The sequence below is a fragment of the Streptomyces sp. NPDC050703 genome (assembly GCF_040654435.1).
GTDB lineage: Bacteria > Actinomycetota > Actinomycetes > Streptomycetales > Streptomycetaceae > Streptomyces.
Genome location: NZ_JBFAHX010000025.1, coordinates 81,834 through 102,615 on the forward strand (window position 1 = coordinate 81,834; position 20,782 = coordinate 102,615).

The window sequence follows — 20,782 nt, forward strand, 5'->3', positions numbered from 1 at the left end:
GCTTCACGTGGCTTCGCCGAGCGCCGTCAGGCCGTCCAGCGCGGCCTGGCCGTCGCCGCAGCACACCCCGCAGACCAGCCGCGGCCGCAGCGGTGCGCCGTCGGCGTCGTACGCGAGGCGCTGCGTCGCCCCGCGGGTCCGCAGGTCGAAGCCGCAGCGGGCGCACAGCAGGCCCATCAGCTCGGCCTGTCTCACCGTCCAGGCCGGCCACTCGGCGGCGAGGGAGGACAGGTTCATCATCACCGGGCCGGTGGGCCGCGTCTGGCAGTAGGCGAAGGTGAAGCCGGGCGAGTCGGCGGGGAGTTCGTCGAGCAACTGCTGGAGCAGGGGCACCCAGCGCACGAGGCTGGCCAGTTCGGGGAAGGGGACACGGACCTCCTGGCCCTTGCGGCGTCCCGCCTCGCGGCCCCGGGGCGGGCGGAAGGCGACGACGATCCGGTGCGGCACCTTGAGGGTGTCCAGATCGCGCGACAGCTCCGCGGCCGAGGTCTCCCGGTCCACGGCGGGATGGTCGCGCCACATCGCGAGGCCTCCCCCCGTCAGGACGCTGGAGGTCCGTACGATCCCGCCGACGCGACGCTGCGCCGCCTGCTCGTCATCGGTCACCACTCGGGCCATGGACTTGCCTCCTTCGACGTGGGCACGGCCGCGCGGACGATCCCCGCACACCCGCTGAACAGCACTGGTCCTCACCGGCCCGGGACGTGTGGGCGTCACCGCGACCGAGGGAATGGCGTAGCCACCGAGACCGAGGAATGGCGTACGGGCCGAGACGAACCCGATCGGTCCGGCAGGAGCGTCAGGTCGAGGCGGCCGGCACCGTCAGCCGGAGGGTCACGTTCCGCTGCCATGCTCGCGCGTCGGGTCTCACCGTTGCCTCCGGGGTCCGGGGAAGCCGGGCGTCGACTGCGCCCACACCCCTCATTCTTGCCCATCCCGACCGAAGGTCAGACATGGCAGACGGGGTGTCTTCTACGGGCGGCGGCCACGCATCGCTTTGGTTTCACAGGGAGCACACCGGTCTGACAGTGCGTTCAACCGGTCACGCCTGCTCGCCGGAGCCGGGTTCGGCCATCTTGCGGTGGAGCTCGCCCTTGAGCCCGTCGGGGAGCACCTTGCCGGCAAGACCCTGCGCCTTGGTCCTGGCGGAGCCCGCGACCAGCTTGTCCTTGCCCGCGAAGAGCGCGTCGATGCCCTGCCGGGCGACCTGGGCGGGGTCGTCCTTGTCCTGCCGGCCGATGCGGGTGTCGTCCATGTCGGCACGGTGGAAGAAGTCGGTCTCGGTGGGTCCCGGCATCAGCGAGGTCAGGGTGACTCCGGTGTCCTTGAGTTCGTTCTGCAGCGCCTGGACGAAGGACTGCAGGAACGACTTCGAGGCGTTGTACACGGCCTGGAACGAGCCGGGCATCATCGACGCGACGGAGGACGTGACCAGGACGCGCCCCTCATCGCGGATGGCCATGTCCCTGACGACGAGCTTGGCGAGGTGCACGGTCGAGCGGACGTTGAGGTCGATGACCTCCAGTTCGTCCGCGAGGTCGGTCTCCACGAAGGCGCCGCCACGTCCCACGCCCGCGTTGAGGACCGCGACGTCCAGGGGGCGGCCCGTCGCGAGGACGGCCGCGTAGAGGGCCTCGGTCCCCGCGGGGTCCCGCAGGTCCGCCCGTACCGTCGCCACGGTGGCTCCCGCCGCGCGGACGCGCTCGGCGGCTCGCCGGAGCCGTGTGTCGTCCTCGGCGTTGACGACCAGGTCGTGGCCGCGTTCGGCGAGCAGCACGGCCAGTTCGAGGCCGATACCGCTGGACGCGCCCGTGACGAGGGCGAGGGGTTTGGCGTCGTTCATGGCGGGGTCACTTCCGTGGCGGTGTCCGTGGCCGCGGTCTCCGGGGCCGCGGAGGCGGGGGCGGGTTCAGGAGGGCGGGGCGGGCAGCGGCATCGCTTCGAGGGCGCGTGCCGCGTGGACGAGGTTGGAGGCCATGGCCCGGCCCGTGGAGGCCGCCCAGTCGTGGCCGCGCCGGTCGTCCAGGTAGTCGGGGCCGGGGCCGGGGCCGAGGTGCCAGTAGGTCCACGACTGGCCGGGCACGGTGAATCCGATGTCGACGAGCGCGCCGCTGATCTCGCTGATGACGTGGTGGGCGCCGTCCTCGTTGCCGGTGACCAGGACTCCCGCCACCCGGTTGTAGGCCACGGGCCGCTCCTGGTCGTCCGTCTCGCCGAGCATCGCGTCGAGGCGTTCGAGGACGCGCTGCGCCACCGACGACGGGCGGCCGAGCCAGGTGGGCGAGGCCATGACCAGGATCTGCGACCCGAGCACCTTCTCGTGGACGCCCGGCCAGTCGTCGCCCTCACCCATGTCGGTCTCCACCCCCGGCTTGATGTCGAGGTCCACGGCCCGTACGACGTCCACCCGTACCCCGTGTCCCTTGAGCGCGGTGATGACGGTGTCGGCGAGGGCCTCCGTGTTGGACGGCTGCGGGGAGGGCTTGAGGGTGCAGTTGATGACGAGTGCGCGCATGGGACCCACTGTTCCCCTCCTGCCGCGCCGTGAACGGTGGGGCGCCCGACGTTTCACCCGCCATACCAGAACTGGGGGAAGGCGCCAGCCGCGCGCCCGTCACGGGCGGCCATACGGGGTCCGCCGCGGCCCTGCCGGGGCCGGCCGTGCTCCCGGCGGGGCGGCCGGTGCTCCCGGCGGGGCGGCCGGTCCTGCCCCTGGTGGGGCGCCACGTGGTCACCAGTGCTGCGGCGAGCAGGAGTTCGGCGATGTCACCGCCGTAGTACATCGCCTCCGCACCGGCCCGGACCTGCGCCACGGGCGCGTGGATGTCGATGAGGAGCCCGGCGTACATCGCCTGTGAGAGGGTCGCGTGGACGGCGATGGCCACGCCGAGGACCACCAGCCGGGCCCGGACGCCGGGACGCGTGGGCGCGGGGTCGGGGCCCGCGATCACCCAGACGAACAGGCACCCCGACAGCAGGAAGTGCAGATGCAGCAGCCAGTGCAGCGCCTCGTCACCCGTGGAGGCGTTGTACAGCGGGGTGAAGTACAGCACCGGCAGCGTCCCCACGCTCAGGAGCAGCGCGGTGACCGGGTTGGCGACCAGATGGGCGGGGCGGCTGCGCAGCACTCGGGTGAGCCCACGCGCGCGTGTCACCGGCAGGGTGCGCAGCAGCAGCGTGACCGGTGCGCCCAGCATCAGCCCGAGCGGGGCGTACATGCCGATCAGCAGGTGTTGCAGCATGTGCCCGCGGAAGTCGCCGTGCGCGGCGGTGCCGAGGGGTGGCAGCAGGGCGACGGCGAGCAGGGCCGTGCCGGTCAGGAAGAGGCCGGTGCGCCGGGGTGACCAGCCCGCCCGCGGGTTCGCGCGCCGCGCCCGGACCGCGAGGACCACGTAGCCGACCGCCACCGCCAGGAGTACCAGCGAGATGAGTACGGGCTCCCAGGGCGGCGCGGACCCCTGGTGGTGCTCGTGCGGCCCGTGACCGGTCATGACGGCCCGGCGCCCGGGACGGTACCGCCGGTCTCGGGGTCGAAGGCACGGGCGCGGTTCTGGACCATCCAGCCGGCCGCCACGAGTACGGCGCCGAGCAGCAGGAAGCCCAGGTCCCACCAGACCTGGTGAGGACCGGCGTAGACGTGGTGGATGCCCAGGACGTGGTGGTCCAGGACGCCCTCGACGAGGTTGAACAGGCCCCAGCCGACCAGGATCCAGCCCCACAGCTTGCCCGAGGCCCACACCCGGCGTCGGCCGCGCGTCACGCGCGCGTACAGCGAAGCCAGGCCGAGCAGGACGGCCAGCCAGCACACGGCGTGGAAGATCCCGTCCCACAGCGTGTTCATCTGCAGGCCCTCAACGGTGTTGGCCGGGTAGTACTTCACGCCGATCCGGTCGGTGTCGGTGCTGGTCAGCATGTGGTGCCAGCGCAGGAGCTGGTGCAGCAGGATTCCGTCGACGAAGCCGCCGAGCCCCACGCCGAGGAGCAGCCCCGGCAGTCGCAGGGAGCCCAGGTCCGTGCGCGGCCCGCCGCGGGCCGTCCGTGTGGTGGTAGCCATCGCTCACTCCTCGTCCGAGCCGACCCCGTCTGTGGCGCGCTCACGCATGTGTCCGCGCTGCTTCACGTTCCGTGCTCGCGACAAGTACCGCGCGCGTGCGGTCGGAAACCGAAGATCTCTGACCCCAGCATGTCCTCGGGGCCGCGGCTGCGCCCGGGGGCGGCGCACTCGTCGGGGGCGGCGCACCCGCCCGGGACGCCTTCGCCGGGGGTCAGGGGCCGAAGCCGGGCACCGCCGCCTCGCCCCGGCGTGGCCGACGCGGCGACGAAAGGCACCTCTCAAATATTCCTTGACACGAATATTCTCGATGGCGAATACTGGTCGGCATGGACGCACTTCTCTCCGCACTAGCCGATCCGGTCCGCTGGCGGCTCGTGAGCCTGCTGGCCGAGCGGCCCCGCCCGGTCGGCGTCCTCGCGCAGCTCGCCGAGGCGCGCCAACCGCAGACGACCAAGCATCTGCAGACCCTCCAGCGCGCGGGCGTCGTCACCTCGCAGCGCACCGGCCAGCGCAACATCTACGCGCTCAGGCCCGGGGTGCTGCGCGACCTGGCGGCCGCGCTGACCCTGATCGCCGACACGGCCGAACGGGTGGGCGGACCGCAGGCGACCTTCGACCGCCATGGGTCCGGTCTCCAGGTGGAGTGGCAGGCGGCGGGCGCACCGGGGTGGGCCGACGACCGTTCGTTCACGTTCCACCGTTCACTGGCGGGGCGGCCCGAGCTGGTGTGGCGGCACCTGACCGAGACCTCTCTGCTCGGCCGCTGGTGGGCGCCGGACGATCTCCGCGTCTCCGAGCTGGTCTTCGACGCGCGGCCGGGCGGGCGGATCGTCCTGGAGTACCGCGACGCCGATGACACCGACGGCTGCGATGCGGTCGCCGGGCGCGCGGAGGGTGTCGTGGAGGAGGTGCGCCCCGGTGAGTACCTGGCCTACCGGCTCTCTCCGGCCCTCCCCGACGGGGGCCCCGCGTTCACCTCCCACATCGACATGAGCCTCCGGCCGACCGGCCCTGGCGGCGACACCGGCACCGACCTGGACGTGCGCTACCGGGTCACCGACAGTGCCGTCGCCGCCGCGGACTTCGTCGCCGGCATCGAGATCGGCTTCGGCCAGAGCCTCGACAAACTCGCGGCGACCCTCGCCCCGGATTCCCCGACCCCCGAGAAGACCCACCACCACGACCGACCCACCGATACGAGGAGCACGCCATGACCGAGCAGTTCACCGGCCGCAGGGTCGTCACCAATATGAGCCTCTCCCTCGACGGCCGCTACGCCAGGCCGGACAACCCACTGGACATGAGCTGGGTCCTGCCGTACGCCCAGACCGACGTCGCCCGCGACCACCTGACCGGCCTCTGGGAACCGGCCACCACGGCGCTGCTCGGACGGGTCAACGCCGAGGGGTTCCTGGGCTTCTGGCCCACCGTCATCGGCATGGAGGGGGCCGACCCACGCGACGAGGGCTTCGCGAAGTGGCTCGTCGACGCCGACAAGGTGGTGCTCTCCTCCACCCTCGGCGCGGCGCCCTGGGAGCGCACCACGGTCGTCGACAGACCGACCGCCGAGGCCATAGCCGATCTCAGAGCCGCCGAGGGCGGTGACATCCTCGTGCTCTCCAGCGCGAGCGTCATCAAGGCGCTGCTGGCGGCCGACGAGGTCGACCGCCTCGCGCTCACTGTCTTCCCGGTCTTCCTCGGCGGCGGACCGCGCCTCTTCGAGGACGGCCTGCCCGAGGGGAAGTGGACGCTCACCGCCCAGGCGGCGGGCGAGCACGGCACGCTCTCCCTCGTCTACGACCGCGTCCGCTGAGCCGCATCGGGAGACAGCCGTGGGAGCCAGGAGAGCGGGCAGCATGTCAGCGGCCCGGTCAGTGGCCGTCGGCGGCTGCCGGTGTCAGAGCGATGTGCCAGAAGTCGGCGTAGCGGCCACCGTGGCGCAGCAGTTCGTCGTGCGTCCCCTCCTCCGCGACGCGTCCGCCCTCCAGGAAGACGACGCGGTCGGCGCGGCGGACTGTGCGCATCCGGTGCGCGACCATCACCACCGTCCGGCCCGCCATGAGGCGTTCGATGCCTTCGTGGACGGCGGCCTCGTTCACCGGGTCCAGCGCGGAGGTCACCTCGTCGAGGAGGACGATGGGCGCGTCCTTCAGGAGCGCCCGCGCGATCGAGACGCGCTGGCGTTCGCCGCCGGAGAGCAGTGCGCCGCCCTCGCCGACGTTCGCGGCCCAGCCGCCGGGCAACCGCTCGACCACCTCGTCGAGGCGCGCTGCGGCGGCGGCCGCCCGTACGTCGGCGTCCGAGGCGTCGGGGCGGCCGAGGCGTACGTTCTCCTCGATCGTGCCGTCGAAGAGGTAGACGTCCTGGAAGACGATGGCGATCCGCGCCATCAACTCTCCGGTGTCCATCTGCCGTACGTCCACGCCGCCGACGCGCACCGCGCCCCCGTCGACGTCGTAGAACCGGGAGATCAGGTGCAGCAGGGTGCTCTTGCCGGCGCCCGAAGGACCGACGACGGCCAGCCGCTGCCCGTGCGGCACGGACAGCGAGGCGCCGTCGAGCACCGTGCGGTCGCCGTGCCGGAAAGTGACGGATTCGAACCGCAGGTCATGGCGGTCCGGACTGACGGGCTCCGCGGGTTCCGGCAGCGGTTCGGTGCGCAGCACCGCGTCGAGCCTGCCGAGGACGGACCGCGCGCCCCGGAGCTTGCCGCCGATGTCCGACAGCGAGAGCAGCGGGTCCGCGCAGCGCGCCGCGAGGACCAGGACCGCGAGGAGTTCCGCCGCACCGACGTCACCGTCGAGCGCGAGGAAGGCTCCCAGGACCAGGAGGCCGGTGAACACCGTCTGCACCAGGAGCGTCAGGCCGACCACGCCGGGCAACGCCGACAGTGTGGCGCGGCGGGAGGCACGCTCGACGTGCCGAAGCGAGTCGTCGAGCAGTCGGAAGCGTTCGGCGGTCCGGCCGCCGGCCCGCAGTACGGGCTGTGCCCTGAGGTACTCGATGACCCGTCCGGTGGCCTCGTCGTCGCGTTCGGCCCGCTCCGCGTCGGCCGCGGCCATGGAGCGGCCGGTGCGGATCTGGATGACCGCGACGAGCGGGGCGGCGGCCAGCGCGGCGAGGCCCAGCTGCCAGTTGTACGCGAGCATCACGGCAACGATCGTCAGCGGCGTCACGGCGGCGGAGATGAACGGTGCGAGCAGGTGCGCGATCACGCTCATCGCCTGCAGCACGCCGCGCCCCGCCAGGACGGACACCTCCCCTGCGCGGCCGGCCCCGTACCAGCCGATGGGCAGTTCGGCGAGGTGGTCGCCGAGCCGGTGGTACATGCCGCGCAGCAGCGAGCTGCCGACGTGGAAGCCGGAGAGGTCGCTGAGGTAGCGCAGCACCGCGTAGAGCGCGAAGGCGCCCGCGAACGCGGTCAGCCAGGGCCAGGCGTCCTCGGGCTCCGGGCCGAACAGGGCGCGCAGGACGGGCACGAGGAGGGCGTAGGACAGGCCCTCGGCCACGGCCGTGGCCGTCATGAGGGCCACGGTGCGGCGCAGCGGGCGGGCGTACTCCCGGCCGAGGACCCGCAGCAGTGTTCCGATCATCGGGGGTCGTCTCCTTGCGGGGTGCCACTGGGGTCACCGGGATCACTGATGCTGTTGGGGCCGCTGGGGTCGCTGAGGGATGTCGCGGTGGCGTGGTCGGCCGACCGGCCCGACCGGTCCGTCCGGTCCGTCCGGTCCGGCGGGGTGGCTTCCGTGTCCGCCGACCGCTGGGAGCGCCAGAATTCGGCGAACCTGCCGCCACGTTGGAGGAGTTCGGCGGGAGCGCCCCGTTCGACGACCACCCCGTCGTCCAGCATGACGACGGTGTCGGCGTCCCTGATCGTCTCCAGGCGGTGGGCGATGACCAGGATCGTCCGGTCGTCCCCCAGGGTCGCCAGGGCCCGGCGCACGGCCTGTTCGGTCTGCGGGTCGGCGAAGGCGGTCGCCTCGTCGAGCACGAGCACGGGAGTATCGGCCAGGAGCGCGCGGGCCAGCGAGATCCGCTGCGCCTCGCCGCCCGAGAGGCCGGCGTCCTCGCCGATCACCGATGCGTATCCGCGGGGCAGTTCGAGGATGCGGTCATGGATGTGCGCGAGGCGGGCGGCGCGTTCCACGGCGTCGCGGTCGGCGTGCGGCACCGCCAGGGCGATGTTGTCCGCGACCGACGCGCGCAGCAGCCGTACGTCCTGGAAGACGAAGGAGACCGTCTCGTGCAGGCGCCTGCCGTCGAGGTCGCGCAGGTCGGAGCCGCCGATGGTGATCGAGCCCTCCGTGGGGTCGAAGAAGCGGGGCAGCAACTGGACCAGCGTGGACTTTCCGCTGCCCGACGGGCCGACGAGCGCGGTGACCGTGCCTGGTTCGAGCGTCAGGTCGATGCCGCGGAGCACCTCGCGGCCGGTCTCGTACCCGAAGCGGACGCCGCGCAGTTCGACCCGGTGTCCTTGGGGCGCGCGGGGCTGGGCGGGTTCCGGCAGCGGCGGGACCTTGAGCACGTCCCGTACGCGGCCGAGGGCGCGTCCCGCGGCCTGCATCTCGTCGAAGCCATGGCCCAGGGCGGCCACCGGAGCGGTCAGGCCGAGGCCGAGCAGCAGGAAGGGCAGCAGATCGGCCGGGGCCAGGGTGCCGTCGGTGATCAGAACCGTGCCGCCGGTCAACACGACGAGCAGGACGAACGGCGGCGACAGCACGAGCTGCATCCCCGCGGCGGGCTTGGACAGGCCGTGCACCCAGCGGTGGAAGGTGTCGACGAACTCGTCCGCGGCCGTGCGGAACCTGCGGTGGGCACGCCCGGACCCGCCGAACGCCTTGACCACCGCGATGCCCTGCACGAATTCGACGACCGATCCGGCGATCCGGCCCATGGCCGCGTCGAACTCCTCCTGCTCGCGCAGCCGGGTCGGCGTCATCATCAGAGGGACCAGCGCCACGGCGAGGACCACCGGTATCAGCGTGACCAGTGTGAGCCGCCAGTCGATGGTGAACAGGTAGACGAGCGATGCCAGCGGCACCACGAACGCGGAGACGAGCTCGCCCGGAGCGTGGGCGATGAACGGGTGTACGGCGCTCACGTCCTCCCCCACCACCTTGGCCAGCTCGCCGGTACCACGCCGGGAGAACCAGCCGAGCGGTACGCGGCCGAGGCGTGCCGCCAACTGCCTGCGCAGCGTGAGCTGTACTCGCCCGTCGACCAGATGCCCGATGCCGGACGACGCGGCGGTGAGCAGCAGCCTGACGAACAGCCCGGCCGCGCCCGCCAGTACGGCGATCCAGACGTGGCGGTGGTCGGCGGGCCCCGGTGCCAGCAGGGCGCGGCCGAGTTCGACGACCGTGAGCAGCGGCGCCAGGCCCGCGAGGGCCCCGACGACCTGGAGGATCACTACGGCGGCGAAGCTCCAGGCGTGCGGCCGTAGCAGTCGCGCCATGTCCACCGCGGCCGAGTCCGCCGCCGCGTCGGGGGTCGCCGGGGCCGCGGCCGGTGGCCGGTCGGCGTCGCCGTGGGGTGGCGGGACCGACCGCTCCCCCGGCTCGGCGAGGTCAGTAGGGGTCATCGTCCTCGTTCTCCGTTCGGTCAGGTCTTGGTCGGCGGCCTGCGGGAGCTGTGCCGGCAGAGCGGCAGGCACTTTCGGAACACGTTCCGAAAGTACCATCGAAGGGAGCGCGGTGGTGAACAGACCGGCGAAACAGGGTGGTTGGCGTTTCCGATGCGACCGTTGGCCGCCCTGGCCTGCCCGGCGGGGTGGGCGCGGCATGATGGGACGATGCCCAAGACCTCCGCATCGTCCGCGTCACCCGCCCCGCACGGCCGCACCGGCAGGCCGCCGCTGACCTCCCGCGCGCAGATCTTGGAAGCGGCGCGCCGGCTCATCGACCGGGACGGCTGGGAGAAGCTGACCATCCGGCGCCTCGCCGCCGAGACGGGCATCGGCGCGACGACCCTGTACCACCACATGCGCGGCAAGGACGACCTGCTCGTCCTCCTGCTCAACCAGTACCTGGGCCAGGTCGAGCGGCCCGAGCCGCCGAGCGACCCGCGGGACCGCATCGTCTCCGCCGCCCTGGCGGGCCACGACGCCCTCGCAGCCTGGCCGTGGGCGGCGGAAACCCTCACGGCCGACGGGTTCATCGCCCTTCTGGAAGAGTCGGCGCTCTGGATGGTGGAGGAGATCATCTCCGGGGCACACGACTACGGCTGCACGCCCGAGCAGTCCGTGCACATCTTCCGCAGCGTCTGGTACTACACCGTCGGCGAGATCCTGGTGCGCGCCCGCTCCCCGCACCGGCCCGCCGACCGCGAACTGCCCCTCTTCCGCGAGTCCATCGACGCGGACCGGGTGCCCCACCTGGCCGCCGTCAGCGACTGCTGGGCGGAGGTCGCCGCGCGGGACACGTACCCGAGGGGGCTGCGTACGTTCGTCGACGGACTGCTCGCGGAGACCAGGGCCACGGACCCCGGCGAGGCCGGGCGAGCGTGACCGCCACCGCCGCCGAGACACACCCGCCGGTCAGGACCGGCCGTCGTCAGGGTGGGCCTGGGCCTTGATCGTCCAGTACTCGCCCGAGCAGTTCGACGGCAGCGGCGGGAAGCGGTGCCCCTTCACGTCGGTGCTCCAGTGGTGCTCGCCACCGCAGACGCACTCGTAGATTCCGCTGTCGGGCACGATCTCGCCCGGGTGCCACGACGTCTTGCCCTCGCTCTCGCTCATGACTCCAGGTCTACGACGACGCCGGGCACTCCGCGACCCGAACGCGGGCGGCCCCGGGGTACTCACGGGGACACCGCGTCCGGCCTCGTGGTGGGCACGACGGACGACTGGCTCCTTAAATCGAACACGTGATCTACTGAGGGCATGCTGTCCGTCGCCGACGCGGTCCGATGACCGAGATCCGCCGCATCGAGGTCCTGCGGTTCCTGGAGCGCGTCCAGGAGCGTGACCTGGCGCGCACCCGGCGGTGGATCGCCGACGAGGAGCGGCGTGAGGCCGAGCGGGCGCGCGGCGAGCGGGCCCGGCCACCGGCTCCGGACTGGCTGCTCGAACAGGGCCTCGACGGGCGTTCACCGCCGGTCTACGTCCATGCCGGCTCCTGCCACATGGCGGGCAAGCGGTGCCGGGGCGTGAGCCGGGAGCAGGCCAGGCAGGCGCTGTACGAACAGGTCGAGGCCTGCCCGCACTGCCGCCCCGGCGCCGGCCTCGGCGTACTGGAGTAGCCCGCGCGACGTTGCCGGACCACGCCTGCCCGGCGGGGCCGGGCCGCGTCTCCCTGACGCTGCCGGGCCACACCTCCCTGACGTTTCCCGGCCGCGCCTCCCCGAAGCCGCCGGGCCACACCTTCCTGGAGTATCCGGGCGAGCCCTCAGGCACCGCGCTTCTTGGCCGTCGTCTTCTTGGCCGCGGTCGTCCGCTTCGACGTCGGCTTCTTGGCCGCCGTCTGCTTCTTCGCGGCCTGTTTCTCGGCACCGCGCTTGCTCGGCATCTCGTGGACGGTCGCGTCCCCGCCGTCCCCGCCGTCCTCTCCGCGGGATGCCTGCGCCTGCTGTACGGACTGCTTGAGCGCGGCCATGAGGTCCACGACCTTGCCCTCGGGCTCGTCCTTCTCCGCCGCCGCGGGCGGCTGCTTCCCGCCCGCCTTCGCCGCGATGACCTCCTCCAGGGCGGCGGTGTAGCGGTCGGTGGCCCACTCCTGGCCCTCGATGCCGTCGGCGGTCATCGAGTCGACGAGGAGCACGGCCCGCTCGATCTCGGCCTCGTCGAGTTCGACCTCCTTGGGTGCCAGGGTCTCCGGGCTGCGCACCTCGTCGTCCCACTTCATGGCATGCAGGACGATCACCTCGTCCTGCACGCGGAGCAGCCCGAGCCGTTCCCTGCCGTGCCAGGCGAACTTCGCGACCGCGGCCTTGCTGCTGCGTTCGAGCGCCTTGCGCAGCAGGGTGTACGGCTTGGCGGCCACCTGGCCGTCGCCCTGCAAGTAGTAGCCCTCGCCGATCCTGACCGGGTCGATGGACTCGTAGGGCACGAACGCGGTGATCTCGATCGCCTTGGCGGTGGGCAGCGGCATGTCGTCGAGTTCCTCGTCGCTGATCTCGACGACGGTGTCCCTGTCGACCTCGAAACCCTTGCCGATCTCGGCGTTCGCGACCTCCTGGCCGTCCAGCTCGCAGATCTTCTTCGTGCGCACCCGCGCCATGTCCGCCAGGTGGTACTGGTGGAAGCGGATACTGTGCTTCTCGGTCGCGGGCAGCACCTTGATCGGGATGGTCACCAGACCGAAGCTGATCGCGCCGGACCAGACGGGGCGGGGCATAGGGGTACCTCCGTGACGGCCCCGAGGCCTCCAGGCTAGGCAAGGCCGCCCGGTCGGGCACGCCGAAGGCCGTCGGCGCGGCCGGCTGCCCTCCCCCCGCCGAGGCGGGCGCCCACCATCACCCCCGCGCTCCACCACGCGAGGGGCAGGTCGCTCATCCGCATCGCGCCCCTCCCCCGCTGGAGCGGGCGGTTGCGGGCGTACACCAGCGCGGGGCCGCGTTCGGCCAGGGCGATGAGGTCGGCGGCCGTCATCTGGTCCCGCAGGCCCACCAGCCGCGTCGCGCGGTCGGGCGAGGTGTCGGCCATCCAGTAGTGGCGGCGCAGCAAGCCGGTGGCAGTGCGCGCGTAGAGCCGCGCCCGGTCCCGGCCGTCCCGCGCATCCGGCCCGGAGTGGCCGTGGCCGTCCCACGCACCCGGACCGGTGCGACCGTCCAGCGCGCCCCGCCCGATGCGACCGTCCCACGCACCCGGCGTGCCGAGCGGCGTCCACTCGTCGAGCAGCGCCTCCATGTCATCGGCGAGCAGCCGCAGCTCCATGGCGTCGGCCGACTGCCCGACGGACCGTGCGGGGTCCGTCAGGGCGGCCGGTTCGGTCCATCGCTCGTCGGCGCCGAGGAGAAGGTCGAGCCGTGCCGCCGTACAGGGGAGCCGGTCCGCCTCCATGCGGGCCGCGAGGTGACCGTGGAGGGCGGTGAGCGCCTGGCGGGGGCTCGCGGGGCCGTGGCTCTCCAGCGGACCGCCGATGCCCGCGAAGCGCAGCCGTTCACCGGCCGGACGGCCTTCGTTGTGGGCGCGCATCCAGCGCACGAGCGCGCGGCCGCCACCAGGAGCGCCCGAGCCGTGGCCGGACGGCCCGTACCGTCCGGCCACGGTCGCCCGCATAGTCTCCATCGCCCGCACCGCCTCGTCGAGGGTGCCCCTGCCCCACCTGACGTAGTCGTCGACGACTGTCGCCCGTACGCCGTCACCCTCGATGGCGATCGTGCGGTGGCCCTCCCGCTCGGCGAGGCGCCGGAAGAGGTCGTCGCGGAGTTCGGGCGAGGTGGTGTCGGCGTGGGCGGGTCCGCGCACCGTGATCAGTCGTGGCGGGTGCGGGAGCAGCTTCATGACGGTCGCTGCGGCGCGGGCGTGCGGGACGGCTTCGATGTCGGTGGCCATGCCTCTCAACGGTATCGCTGACCCAGCGGTTGAGGCTTCCGGAACCGATCACGCGATATCGTCGGCCCCGTGGCCAAGAACCCTCAACGCTCCGTCCGGCTCCGACCGATCGACCTGGCGCGTGAGCACGGCCTGTCCACCCAGGCGGTCAGGAACTACGAGGAGTCCGGCATCCTCCCGGCGGCCGACCGCACGGAGCACGGTTACCGCACCTACACCCCGCTGCACGCGCGGGCCCTCGACGCGTTCCTCGCCATGGTGCCCGGCCACGGCCACCACACGGCGGCGTCGGTCCTGCGGGCCGTGAACCGCGGCGAGGCGGACAAGGCGTTCCGCCTCATCGACGAGAGCCACGCCCAGCTCCTCGACGACCGGCGCACGCTCCTCGCCGTGGAGCGCGCCCTCAGCGATCTCGCTCCCGGCACGGCCGACGAGCCGGACGTGCCGGGGCCGCGCCCGCGGGGGACGTTCATCGGGCCGCTCGCGGAAAGGCTCCGCCTCCAGCCCGCGACACTGCGGAAGTGGGAACGCGCGGGTCTCGTGCGGCCCCGCCGCGATCCCCTGACCGGCTACCGGGTCTACGACGACGCCGCCGTACGGGACGCCCTCCTCACCCACCAGCTCCGGCGCGGCGGCTACCTCCTGGAGCAGATCGCCCCGCTGATCACCCAGGTGCGCGCGGCCGGCGGCCTGGAGCCCCTGGAGGCCATGCTGAGCGACTGGCGCGGCCGGCTCTCCACACGCGGGCGGGCCATGCTGACGGGCGCGGCGAAGCTGGAGGCGTACCTGCGCGAGCGGGGCTGAGGAGTCGGGGCTGAGGAGGGTTGAGGAGTCGGGGCCGAGGAATCGCTCCGAAGGGGCCCGGGAGGTGACCCGGAGAAGCGAACGCCCACGCCATGTAACGGACTTGGGCGCCGTGCGGGGCCGATCCGGCCGCCGCCCGCATCGCTCGCAGCCATGGCTGCCCCTCAGGAGAGGCCCGAAAACGGGGCCCTGGCTGTGAGCCCACCCATAGGGGCTACGTCACATGCTAAGGACGGTAGTAGCCGGGGCGCGCGGGGCGCCGGGCCTGGGGCCGTCCGTCCCGCTCCGGGGCGAGAAGCTCTGCGTAACGGGGTAGTACGTCACATCCTTGCGCACCCCCCGGAGCGCCGCTAACTCTTGCTGAAGTTCCGGGGCAGCGGGACACACCAGGGCGAATCCGCCCGAGACCCGCACCGGGTGAGACCGCCCGAGTCACCACGCCCCACCCACGTAGCACTGAGGAGTAGCACTCGTATGGCCACCACCGTCACGCCGACCCGCAACGCCCGACTCCGCAAGTTCTCCGTCACGGGCATCGCCACCGCCGGCGCCGCGGCCGCGGCTCTCACGCTGATCCCCACCTCCGCCCACGCCGCCGAGCCGGCCAAGGCGAGCGCGTCGACGACGCAGGCCAAGGCCGCCGAGGTGACCAAGGCCGTCAAGGCCGCCAAGAAGGACCACCCCGACAACCTCGACGGCTGGATCCGTGAGGCCCTCGACATCATGAAGGACAAGGGCATCCCCGGCTCCTACGAGGGTCTGCACCGCAACATCATGCGCGAGTCCTCGGGCAACCCGAACGCCGAGAACGGCTGGGACGTCAACGCGCAGAACGGCACCCCGTCCAAGGGCCTGCTGCAGGTCATCCAGCCCACCTTCGACGCCTACCACGTCGAGGGCACCGCGAACAGCCTGACCGACCCGGTCGCCAACATCACGGCCGCCGCGAACTACGCCGCCGACAAGTACGGCTCGATCGACAACGTCGACTCCGCGTACTGAGCCGCCGTTCCGCAGCAAGGTCCGCAGAAGACAGCTGGTCCCCAGAGGACGGCTGGGCCACAGAAGAGGGACAGCGCATGCCGCACGAGAGGCACGGGAGCGGGAACGAGGACCACGACGGGCCCCCAGTGGCCGACCACGGGCCCCCGCGGGTACGCCGCTCCCGACGCAAGCCCCGCAAGAAGGTCCTGCGCTACGTCGCGTGGGGCGCCCTGGGGGCGGTCGTCGCCGGTGGCGGTGGCGTGGCCTACGCCTGGCACCACCTCGACGGCAACATCCGGGGCACGGACGTCGACGCGGCCCTCGGGCACGACCGGCCCGCGCAGCAGCGGGACGGGTCGATGAACATCCTCCTGCTGGGCTCCGACTCGCGCGCGGGCACCCACGGCCAGTACGGCCGCGGCGTCAGCGGCGCCCGGGCCGACACGGCGATGGTCCTGCACGTCGACAAGACCCACAAGAAGGCCTCGGTCGTCAGCATCCCGCGCGACACGATGGTCGAGCGGCCCCAGTGCGCGCAGCCGCACGGCGGCACCGCGCCCGGCGCGCGGCAGGCCATGTTCAACTCGTCCTACCAGGTGGGCGGCCCCGCGTGCACCGTGAAGACGGTCGAGAAGATGTCGGGCGTCCGCATGGACCACTACCTCGAAGTCGACTTCAAGGGCTTCCAGAAGCTCATCGACGAGCTCGGCGGCGTGGACATCACCACCCGCAGGGCCATCCACGACCACAACAGCGGCCTGTCCCTGACCGCCGGCAAGCACACGCTGAAGGGCAAGCAGGCCCTGGCGCTCGTGCGCACCCGGCACGGTGTGGGGGACGGCAGTGACCTGGGCCGCATCCAGCTCCAGCAGGCGTTCGTCAAGGCGCTGATCCACCGCGCCGAGACGCTCGACCCGCTGAGCGACCCCACGAAGTCGTACTCCCTGGCGGACACCGCGACCAAGACCATCAGCGCCGACTCCGACCTGGCCTCCGCCGACAAGCTGCTCGGCCTCGCCGAGGAACTGCGGGGCATCAGCCCCGAGCACATGGACATGGTGACGATGCCGGTCACCTACGACCCCCGGGACCCCGGGCGCGTCGAGCCGCTGGAGAAGGCGTCGAAGCAGGTCTGGTCGGCGCTGCGCCAGGACCGGGCCATACCGGAGTCGGCCACGGACGGTTCGGTGGGCGACAGGACGGACTCACCGGTTTCGGCCTGAGGTCGCCGATGCGGTACGAAGTCCAGGTGAACGAAGAGACTCCGCCCCCGACCGCGCGCGTGTTCATCGCCCTGGCGCCGCCCGACGAGGCGAAGCAGGAGCTGGTGGGGGAACTCGGTCCCGCCTACGCCGCGCATCCGCGCATGCGGTGGAACCGCGTCGAGGACTGGCACATCACGCTGGCGTTCCTCGGCGCGGTCCCCGTCGACGTGATCCCGCTCCTGCGTCCGCCCCTCGCGGACCTGGCGGCCACCCGTCCGCCCCTGACCCTGGCGCTGCGCGGCGGCGGCCACTTCGACGAGCGGGTGCTGTGGGCCGGAATCGCCGGGGAACTCGACGCCCTCCACGAACTGGCCGCCGATGTGCGCGCCACGGTCACGGAGTGCGGCGTCGCTCTCCCCGACCGCCGGTTCCGCCCCCACCTGACCCTGGCCCGCGCCCGCCGCGACACCCCGTCCTGCGCCACCCGCGCGGCCACCGGCCTCGCCGATTTCTCCGGCCGGCCCTGGCAGACCCGCCACCTGCACCTGGTGGCGGGGCCCGTCGGGCACGGCCCGGGTCCCATCCGCTACCGGGACGTCGCGGCATGGGCTTTCGGAGGCGTGCGCGAGGTGGCCGGCGAGTAGCCGGGCGCGGCCTACTTGTTCTCGACCCGGCCCAGCGCCCCCGGGCCGGTCAGGAGTGCGTCGCACGCCGCCCGCCACGCGCCGTCCCCGGGGTGGAACAGGCCGCGGAGGTAGGCCCAGGTGAGCCGTTGGACCGCGGATACCCGCTCGGGGTTCTCGTCCGTCGTCTCGGCGACGTCGTATCCGGATACCCCGCCGAGACCGTGCCCCGCGTCGAACAGGGTGATCAGGGTCTTCGGGCCCGGCGCGAGCGCATAGGGGTCGGTGTGCCACTCCGGGCCGCGGTTCGTCAGATGCGTGGAGTCGTCCTTGTCGCCGGCGACCACGAGGGTGGGTGTCGCCATCCGCGAGAACTCCGGGGTGGTGAGGAAGGGGAACATCTCGGCCACGGACTCGTTGATCGCGTCGCCGCCACGGCCGGGCGCGGCGAGCAGGATGCCCGCCGTGACGCGGGGGTCGGCCAGGCTCACCTCGGTGCCGTCGTCGGGGTCGGTGAGCGTGGCGCCGAGCAGCAGGCCCGCGGTGTGGCCGCCCATCGAGTGCCCGGCCACGGCGATCCTGCCGCGGTCCAGGCGTCCGCGGAGGTGCGGCACCACGGCCTCGATCTCGTCGAAGCGGTCGATGATGTGCCGCATGTCCTCGGCCCTGGACCGCCAGAACATGGGCGCTCCTGGCGTGGCCGGGTCCAGGTCCAGCGTCCGCGAGCTCAGGTGGGTGGGCTGGATGACGACGAAGCCGTGCGCCGCCCAGAAGTGGGCCAGGGGTGCGTAGCCGTTGAGCGAGGAGAGGTGGTTGGAGGGGCCCTGGCCGTGCGAGAGGAGGACGACCGGCAGGTCGTCGCCGGTGACGGGGGCCGATATCCGCATCTCCAGATCCACCGGGCGGCCGGGGACCGGCAGCGTCACCGGGGCGATGGAGAGGACGGGGGCGGGCGAGGTGAGGGGGGCGTCGGTCGTGTGGGGTGATGCGCTCATGATGCGTACGTCCATTCGATGGCCTCGGCGTCGACCGGTGCGGTCGACGGGCATGGGAGGCAGCGAGGAGCGCCCGGGTTCGGCTAAGCTCTGAACCGGAGCGTCGTTCCACTTACGTCCCCGACGATACGGAGCAGTGTTCCGCTTTGTCAACGGGCCCGGCCCGACCGGCCGCTCCGGTGAACGCGGCCCCGGCACCGAGGCTGAAACGACGACCGCACCGACAACGAAAGGAGCGCGTGGTGACCCCAGCCCCCGCCGCCCCCTCGGACGAGCCCCGGCCCGCCCGGAGCAAGCGCGCCGACGCCCAGCGCAACCAGCAGACCCTGCTCAAGGCCGCCGCCGCGGTGTTCGTCACGTCCGGCGTCGACGCCCCGATCCGGCAGATCGCCGCCGAAGCGGGTGTCGGGATGGGCACGATCTACCGCCACTTCCCGACCAGGGCGGACCTCGTCGTCGCCGTCTACCGCCACCAGGTCGAGGCGTGCGCCGAGGCCGGACCACGGCTGCTGGCCGACGCGGACTCCCCCTTCGCGGCGCTCCGCGACTGGGTCGACCTCTTCGTCGACTTCCTGGTCACCAAGCACGGCCTGGCCAACGCGATGCAGTCGGACAGCGGCGGCTTCGACGCGCTGCACAGCTACTTCCTGGACCGCCTGGTACCCGTCTGCGCACAGCTGCTCGACGCCGCGGCGGACGCAGACGAGATCACTCCCGGCACGCAGGCGCTTGAACTGATGCGCGGCATCGGCAACCTCTGCGTCGGCCGCGACGGCGACCCCGACTACGACCCCCGCCGGATGGTCGCACTGCTCCTCCGAGGGCTACGCCGGAACGAGGCGTCACCCGGCACCTGACAGGCATGCGCGCCCGGAGGCGGCCGGGTGCGGCCGGACGCGCACCGCAGCGGGCCGGAGTCCCGCCCCCCGCACCCACCGCCGTGCGCGCCGAATGCGTTTGCCCGACGGGGAGCCGGAGGTGGACCGTGCCGCCATGACTCCCACCACTCCGCACGGGTACGAGCCGACCATCCGCCCGCTCACCGGCCCCGAAGAGCTTCCGCTCTTCACCCGCCTCTCCTACTCCCTCGACCGGGAGCTGGCCGACGACCTCGCGGACGGCCGCCGCCGGCCGGAGTGGATGTGGGTCGCCCTGCGCGGCGACCGGCTGCTCGCCAGAGCCGCCTGGTGGGCCCGGAGCGCGGGCGACGCACCGCTCCTGCTCGACGTGTTCGACATCGACGACGACGCCCCGGCCGCCGACCGCACGGACGCGGGCGTACGGCTGCTGCGCACCGCCATGGCCGCCCTGTTCCCCTCGGCGGACCACCCGCCCGCGTACTGCCGGTTCGTGCCGTCCGACTGGCGTGAGAGCGAGACCGAGAGGCGCGTCGTCGAGGACCGCATGAGCATCCTCGAACGCACCGGTGCCCGGCTCCTCGTGGAACGGCTGCGACTGGAGTGGCGGCAGGGGACGCCGGTGCCGCGGCCCGGCACCCGCCTGGCGTTCAGGGCGGTGCGTGACCCGGAGGAGCTGGTCGGCCTGATGACATCGGCCCTCGAAGGGACCCTGGACGCGCACAGCCGTGCCGCCCTGCGGCACCGGCCGGGACCCGACGTCGCCCGCCGGCACTTCGAGGACGAACTCGCGCGGTACGCCGGCCCGCGCGACTGGTGGCGCGTCGCGACGCTCCCCGACGGCGAGCCGGTGGGCTTCGTCGTCCCCGCCCGCAACGACCGCAACGCGATCATCGCCTACCTGGCGGTCCTCCCCGCGCACCGCGGCAAGGGCTACGTCGACGACATCCTCGCCGAGGGCACCCGCATCCTCGCCGAGTGCGGCGTCCCGCGCGTCCGCGCCGCCACGGACGTGGGGAACACCCCCATGGCAGCCGCCTTCCGGCGGGCCGGGTACGTGGACTTCGAGCGCGACATCGACATGACGTGGATCTGATGCCCCGCTACCTGCCGCGCCTCCCCGGGCGCCGTTCCGGGCCTGTGCGAGCAGCTGTGCCACCAGGTCGCCGGAGCCGCCTTCGGCCTGGCGGGCCAGGTCGTCCAGCACGGTGTCTCCGTCGAGGACTTGCTCGGTGAGCCGTTCCATCGACGCTGGGTCGGTGCCGCCGCCGGGCCCGGTGATGCGGGCGCGGACCGGACGGCGGGGGCCGATGAGCTGTGCCTCGTCGGACCCGGCGGTGTCTTCGTCCTCGGCGAGCGCCCGGTACAGCGAGGCGACCGAGGGGTGCTTGCCGGCGTTCTTGCCGGTCTTGATGGTGAGCTTGCCCGCGATCTCGGGGACGGGGACGCCGCGGTCCTTCAGCGCGCGGGCGAGCAGCAGCGAGTCGTCGTCGATGACCTTGGGCCGACGGAGTGCTCGACGACGCCGGCGTACGCGCACCGGTCGGAGACCGGCACGACGGCGGCCCAGCCCAGCACTCGGTCGCTGTCGAGGGCGACCAGGCGGTGGTCGGGCAGCTTGGCCTTGTCGAACGCCTCCCAGGTCGGGGCGGTGGTCTCGAAGGTGGCATTCCCTTCGTCGATGCCCAGCTGGTAGATCGCCAGGACCTGCTCGGCATGCTCCGGCCGCAAGGGTGCGATGCGCACGCCGGTCTCGGTGGCCGTCAC

20 protein-coding genes and 2 pseudogenes are annotated in these 20,782 nt (G+C 72.7%); 10 read left to right on the forward strand and 12 right to left on the reverse strand.

Features of this window, described 5'->3' with window-relative positions:
• Positions 1 to 3: 3 nt before the first annotated feature.
• The 5 genes and pseudogenes from AB0I16_RS22920 to AB0I16_RS22940 form a co-directional block, all read right to left on the reverse strand.
• A complete protein-coding gene (locus AB0I16_RS22920) occupies positions 4 to 618 on the reverse strand; it encodes a hypothetical protein (protein ID WP_363251343.1) in 615 nt (204 codons plus the stop codon).
• 424 nt (positions 619 to 1,042) lie between these two features.
• A complete protein-coding gene (locus AB0I16_RS22925; protein WP_363251344.1) occupies positions 1,043 to 1,843 on the reverse strand; it encodes an SDR family NAD(P)-dependent oxidoreductase in 801 nt (266 codons plus the stop codon).
• A 66-nt stretch (positions 1,844 to 1,909) separates the two neighbouring features.
• Positions 1,910 to 2,515 (reverse strand): NAD(P)H-dependent oxidoreductase, encoded by a 606-nt coding sequence (locus tag AB0I16_RS22930; RefSeq protein WP_363251345.1) that lies wholly within the window; start codon positions 2,513 to 2,515, stop codon positions 1,910 to 1,912.
• A 217-nt stretch (positions 2,516 to 2,732) separates the two neighbouring features.
• Positions 2,733 to 3,491: pseudogene (locus tag AB0I16_RS22935) on the reverse strand (cytochrome c oxidase assembly protein); the annotation flags it as partial.
• The gene (locus AB0I16_RS22940; protein ID WP_363251346.1) at positions 3,488 to 4,054 is read right to left on the reverse strand and encodes a DUF2243 domain-containing protein; all 567 of its coding nucleotides are present in this window, start codon (positions 4,052 to 4,054) and stop codon (positions 3,488 to 3,490) included. The pseudogene AB0I16_RS22935 and the gene AB0I16_RS22940, both read right to left, overlap by 4 nt.
• A 326-nt stretch (positions 4,055 to 4,380) precedes the next feature.
• Between AB0I16_RS22940 and AB0I16_RS22945 the strand changes: the two genes are divergently transcribed.
• Together AB0I16_RS22945 and AB0I16_RS22950 are read left to right on the forward strand one after the other, a co-directional pair.
• Positions 4,381 to 5,268: a metalloregulator ArsR/SmtB family transcription factor gene (locus AB0I16_RS22945; RefSeq protein ID WP_363251347.1), complete on the forward strand. Its 888-nt coding sequence runs from the start codon at positions 4,381 to 4,383 to the stop codon at positions 5,266 to 5,268.
• Positions 5,265 to 5,867: a dihydrofolate reductase family protein gene (locus tag AB0I16_RS22950; RefSeq protein ID WP_363251348.1), complete on the forward strand. Its 603-nt coding sequence runs from the start codon at positions 5,265 to 5,267 to the stop codon at positions 5,865 to 5,867. The genes AB0I16_RS22945 and AB0I16_RS22950 overlap by 4 nt, the downstream gene beginning before the upstream one ends.
• Positions 5,868 to 5,925: 58 nt before the next feature.
• On the opposite strand, the gene AB0I16_RS22955 is transcribed toward AB0I16_RS22950, so the two are convergent.
• Positions 5,926 to 7,647, reverse strand: coding sequence for an ABC transporter ATP-binding protein (locus tag AB0I16_RS22955; RefSeq protein ID WP_363251349.1), 1,722 nt, complete (start codon positions 7,645 to 7,647; stop codon positions 5,926 to 5,928).
• A complete protein-coding gene (locus AB0I16_RS22960) occupies positions 7,644 to 9,635 on the reverse strand; it encodes an ABC transporter ATP-binding protein (RefSeq protein ID WP_363251350.1) in 1,992 nt (663 codons plus the stop codon). Before AB0I16_RS22960 ends, AB0I16_RS22955 begins: the two co-directional genes overlap by 4 nt.
• Before the next feature lie 210 nt (positions 9,636 to 9,845).
• On the opposite strand from AB0I16_RS22960, the gene AB0I16_RS22965 reads away from it, so the two are divergent.
• Entirely contained in the window at positions 9,846 to 10,559 is a 714-nt protein-coding gene (locus AB0I16_RS22965; protein WP_363251351.1) for a helix-turn-helix domain-containing protein, read from the forward strand.
• Positions 10,560 to 10,589: 30 nt separating this feature from the next.
• On the opposite strand, the gene AB0I16_RS22970 is transcribed toward AB0I16_RS22965, so the two are convergent.
• Positions 10,590 to 10,790: a hypothetical protein gene (locus AB0I16_RS22970; RefSeq protein ID WP_363251352.1), complete on the reverse strand. Its 201-nt coding sequence runs from the start codon at positions 10,788 to 10,790 to the stop codon at positions 10,590 to 10,592.
• Positions 10,791 to 10,960: 170 nt separating this feature from the next.
• On the opposite strand from AB0I16_RS22970, the gene AB0I16_RS22975 reads away from it, so the two are divergent.
• A complete protein-coding gene (locus tag AB0I16_RS22975) occupies positions 10,961 to 11,293 on the forward strand; it encodes a DUF6233 domain-containing protein (RefSeq protein ID WP_363251353.1) in 333 nt (110 codons plus the stop codon).
• A 146-nt stretch (positions 11,294 to 11,439) separates the two neighbouring features.
• On the opposite strand, the gene AB0I16_RS22980 is transcribed toward AB0I16_RS22975, so the two are convergent.
• Together AB0I16_RS22980 and AB0I16_RS22985 are read right to left on the reverse strand one after the other, a co-directional pair.
• Positions 11,440 to 12,387 carry a Ku protein gene (locus AB0I16_RS22980; RefSeq protein ID WP_363251354.1) on the reverse strand — a complete coding sequence of 316 codons (948 nt, stop codon included), beginning with the start codon at positions 12,385 to 12,387 and terminating at the stop codon, positions 11,440 to 11,442.
• Between the two features lie 35 nt (positions 12,388 to 12,422).
• Positions 12,423 to 13,547 (reverse strand): erythromycin esterase family protein, encoded by a 1,125-nt coding sequence (locus AB0I16_RS22985; protein WP_363251355.1) that lies wholly within the window; start codon positions 13,545 to 13,547, stop codon positions 12,423 to 12,425.
• A 69-nt stretch (positions 13,548 to 13,616) separates the two neighbouring features.
• On the opposite strand from AB0I16_RS22985, the gene AB0I16_RS22990 reads away from it, so the two are divergent.
• The 4 genes from AB0I16_RS22990 (at position 13,617) to thpR (ending at position 17,184) form a co-directional block, all read left to right on the forward strand.
• Positions 13,617 to 14,351: a TioE family transcriptional regulator gene (locus AB0I16_RS22990; protein ID WP_363251356.1), complete on the forward strand. Its 735-nt coding sequence runs from the start codon at positions 13,617 to 13,619 to the stop codon at positions 14,349 to 14,351.
• A 474-nt stretch (positions 14,352 to 14,825) separates the two neighbouring features.
• Positions 14,826 to 15,353, forward strand: coding sequence for a transglycosylase SLT domain-containing protein (locus AB0I16_RS22995; protein WP_363251357.1), 528 nt, complete (start codon positions 14,826 to 14,828; stop codon positions 15,351 to 15,353).
• A gap of 77 nt (positions 15,354 to 15,430) precedes the next feature.
• A complete protein-coding gene (locus AB0I16_RS23000; protein ID WP_363251358.1) occupies positions 15,431 to 16,558 on the forward strand; it encodes an LCP family protein in 1,128 nt (375 codons plus the stop codon).
• An 8-nt stretch (positions 16,559 to 16,566) separates the two neighbouring features.
• Entirely contained in the window at positions 16,567 to 17,184 is a 618-nt protein-coding gene (gene thpR, locus AB0I16_RS23005) for an RNA 2',3'-cyclic phosphodiesterase (protein ID WP_363251359.1), read from the forward strand.
• Positions 17,185 to 17,195: 11 nt separating this feature from the next.
• Here the strand turns inward: thpR and AB0I16_RS23010 are convergent, their stop codons facing one another.
• Positions 17,196 to 18,158 (reverse strand): chlorophyllase, encoded by a 963-nt coding sequence (locus tag AB0I16_RS23010; RefSeq protein WP_363251360.1) that lies wholly within the window; start codon positions 18,156 to 18,158, stop codon positions 17,196 to 17,198.
• A 242-nt stretch (positions 18,159 to 18,400) separates the two neighbouring features.
• Between AB0I16_RS23010 and AB0I16_RS23015 the strand changes: the two genes are divergently transcribed.
• Positions 18,401 to 19,015: a TetR/AcrR family transcriptional regulator gene (locus AB0I16_RS23015; RefSeq protein ID WP_363251361.1), complete on the forward strand. Its 615-nt coding sequence runs from the start codon at positions 18,401 to 18,403 to the stop codon at positions 19,013 to 19,015.
• A 136-nt stretch (positions 19,016 to 19,151) separates the two neighbouring features.
• On the forward strand, positions 19,152 to 20,111 hold the full coding sequence (locus AB0I16_RS23020) for a GNAT family N-acetyltransferase (RefSeq protein WP_363251362.1): 960 nt from the start codon (positions 19,152 to 19,154) through the stop codon (positions 20,109 to 20,111).
• A gap of 410 nt (positions 20,112 to 20,521) precedes the next feature.
• On the opposite strand, the pseudogene AB0I16_RS23025 reads toward AB0I16_RS23020, so the two are convergent.
• Positions 20,522 to 20,782 (reverse strand): annotated as a pseudogene (locus AB0I16_RS23025) (N-acetyltransferase); the annotation flags it as partial.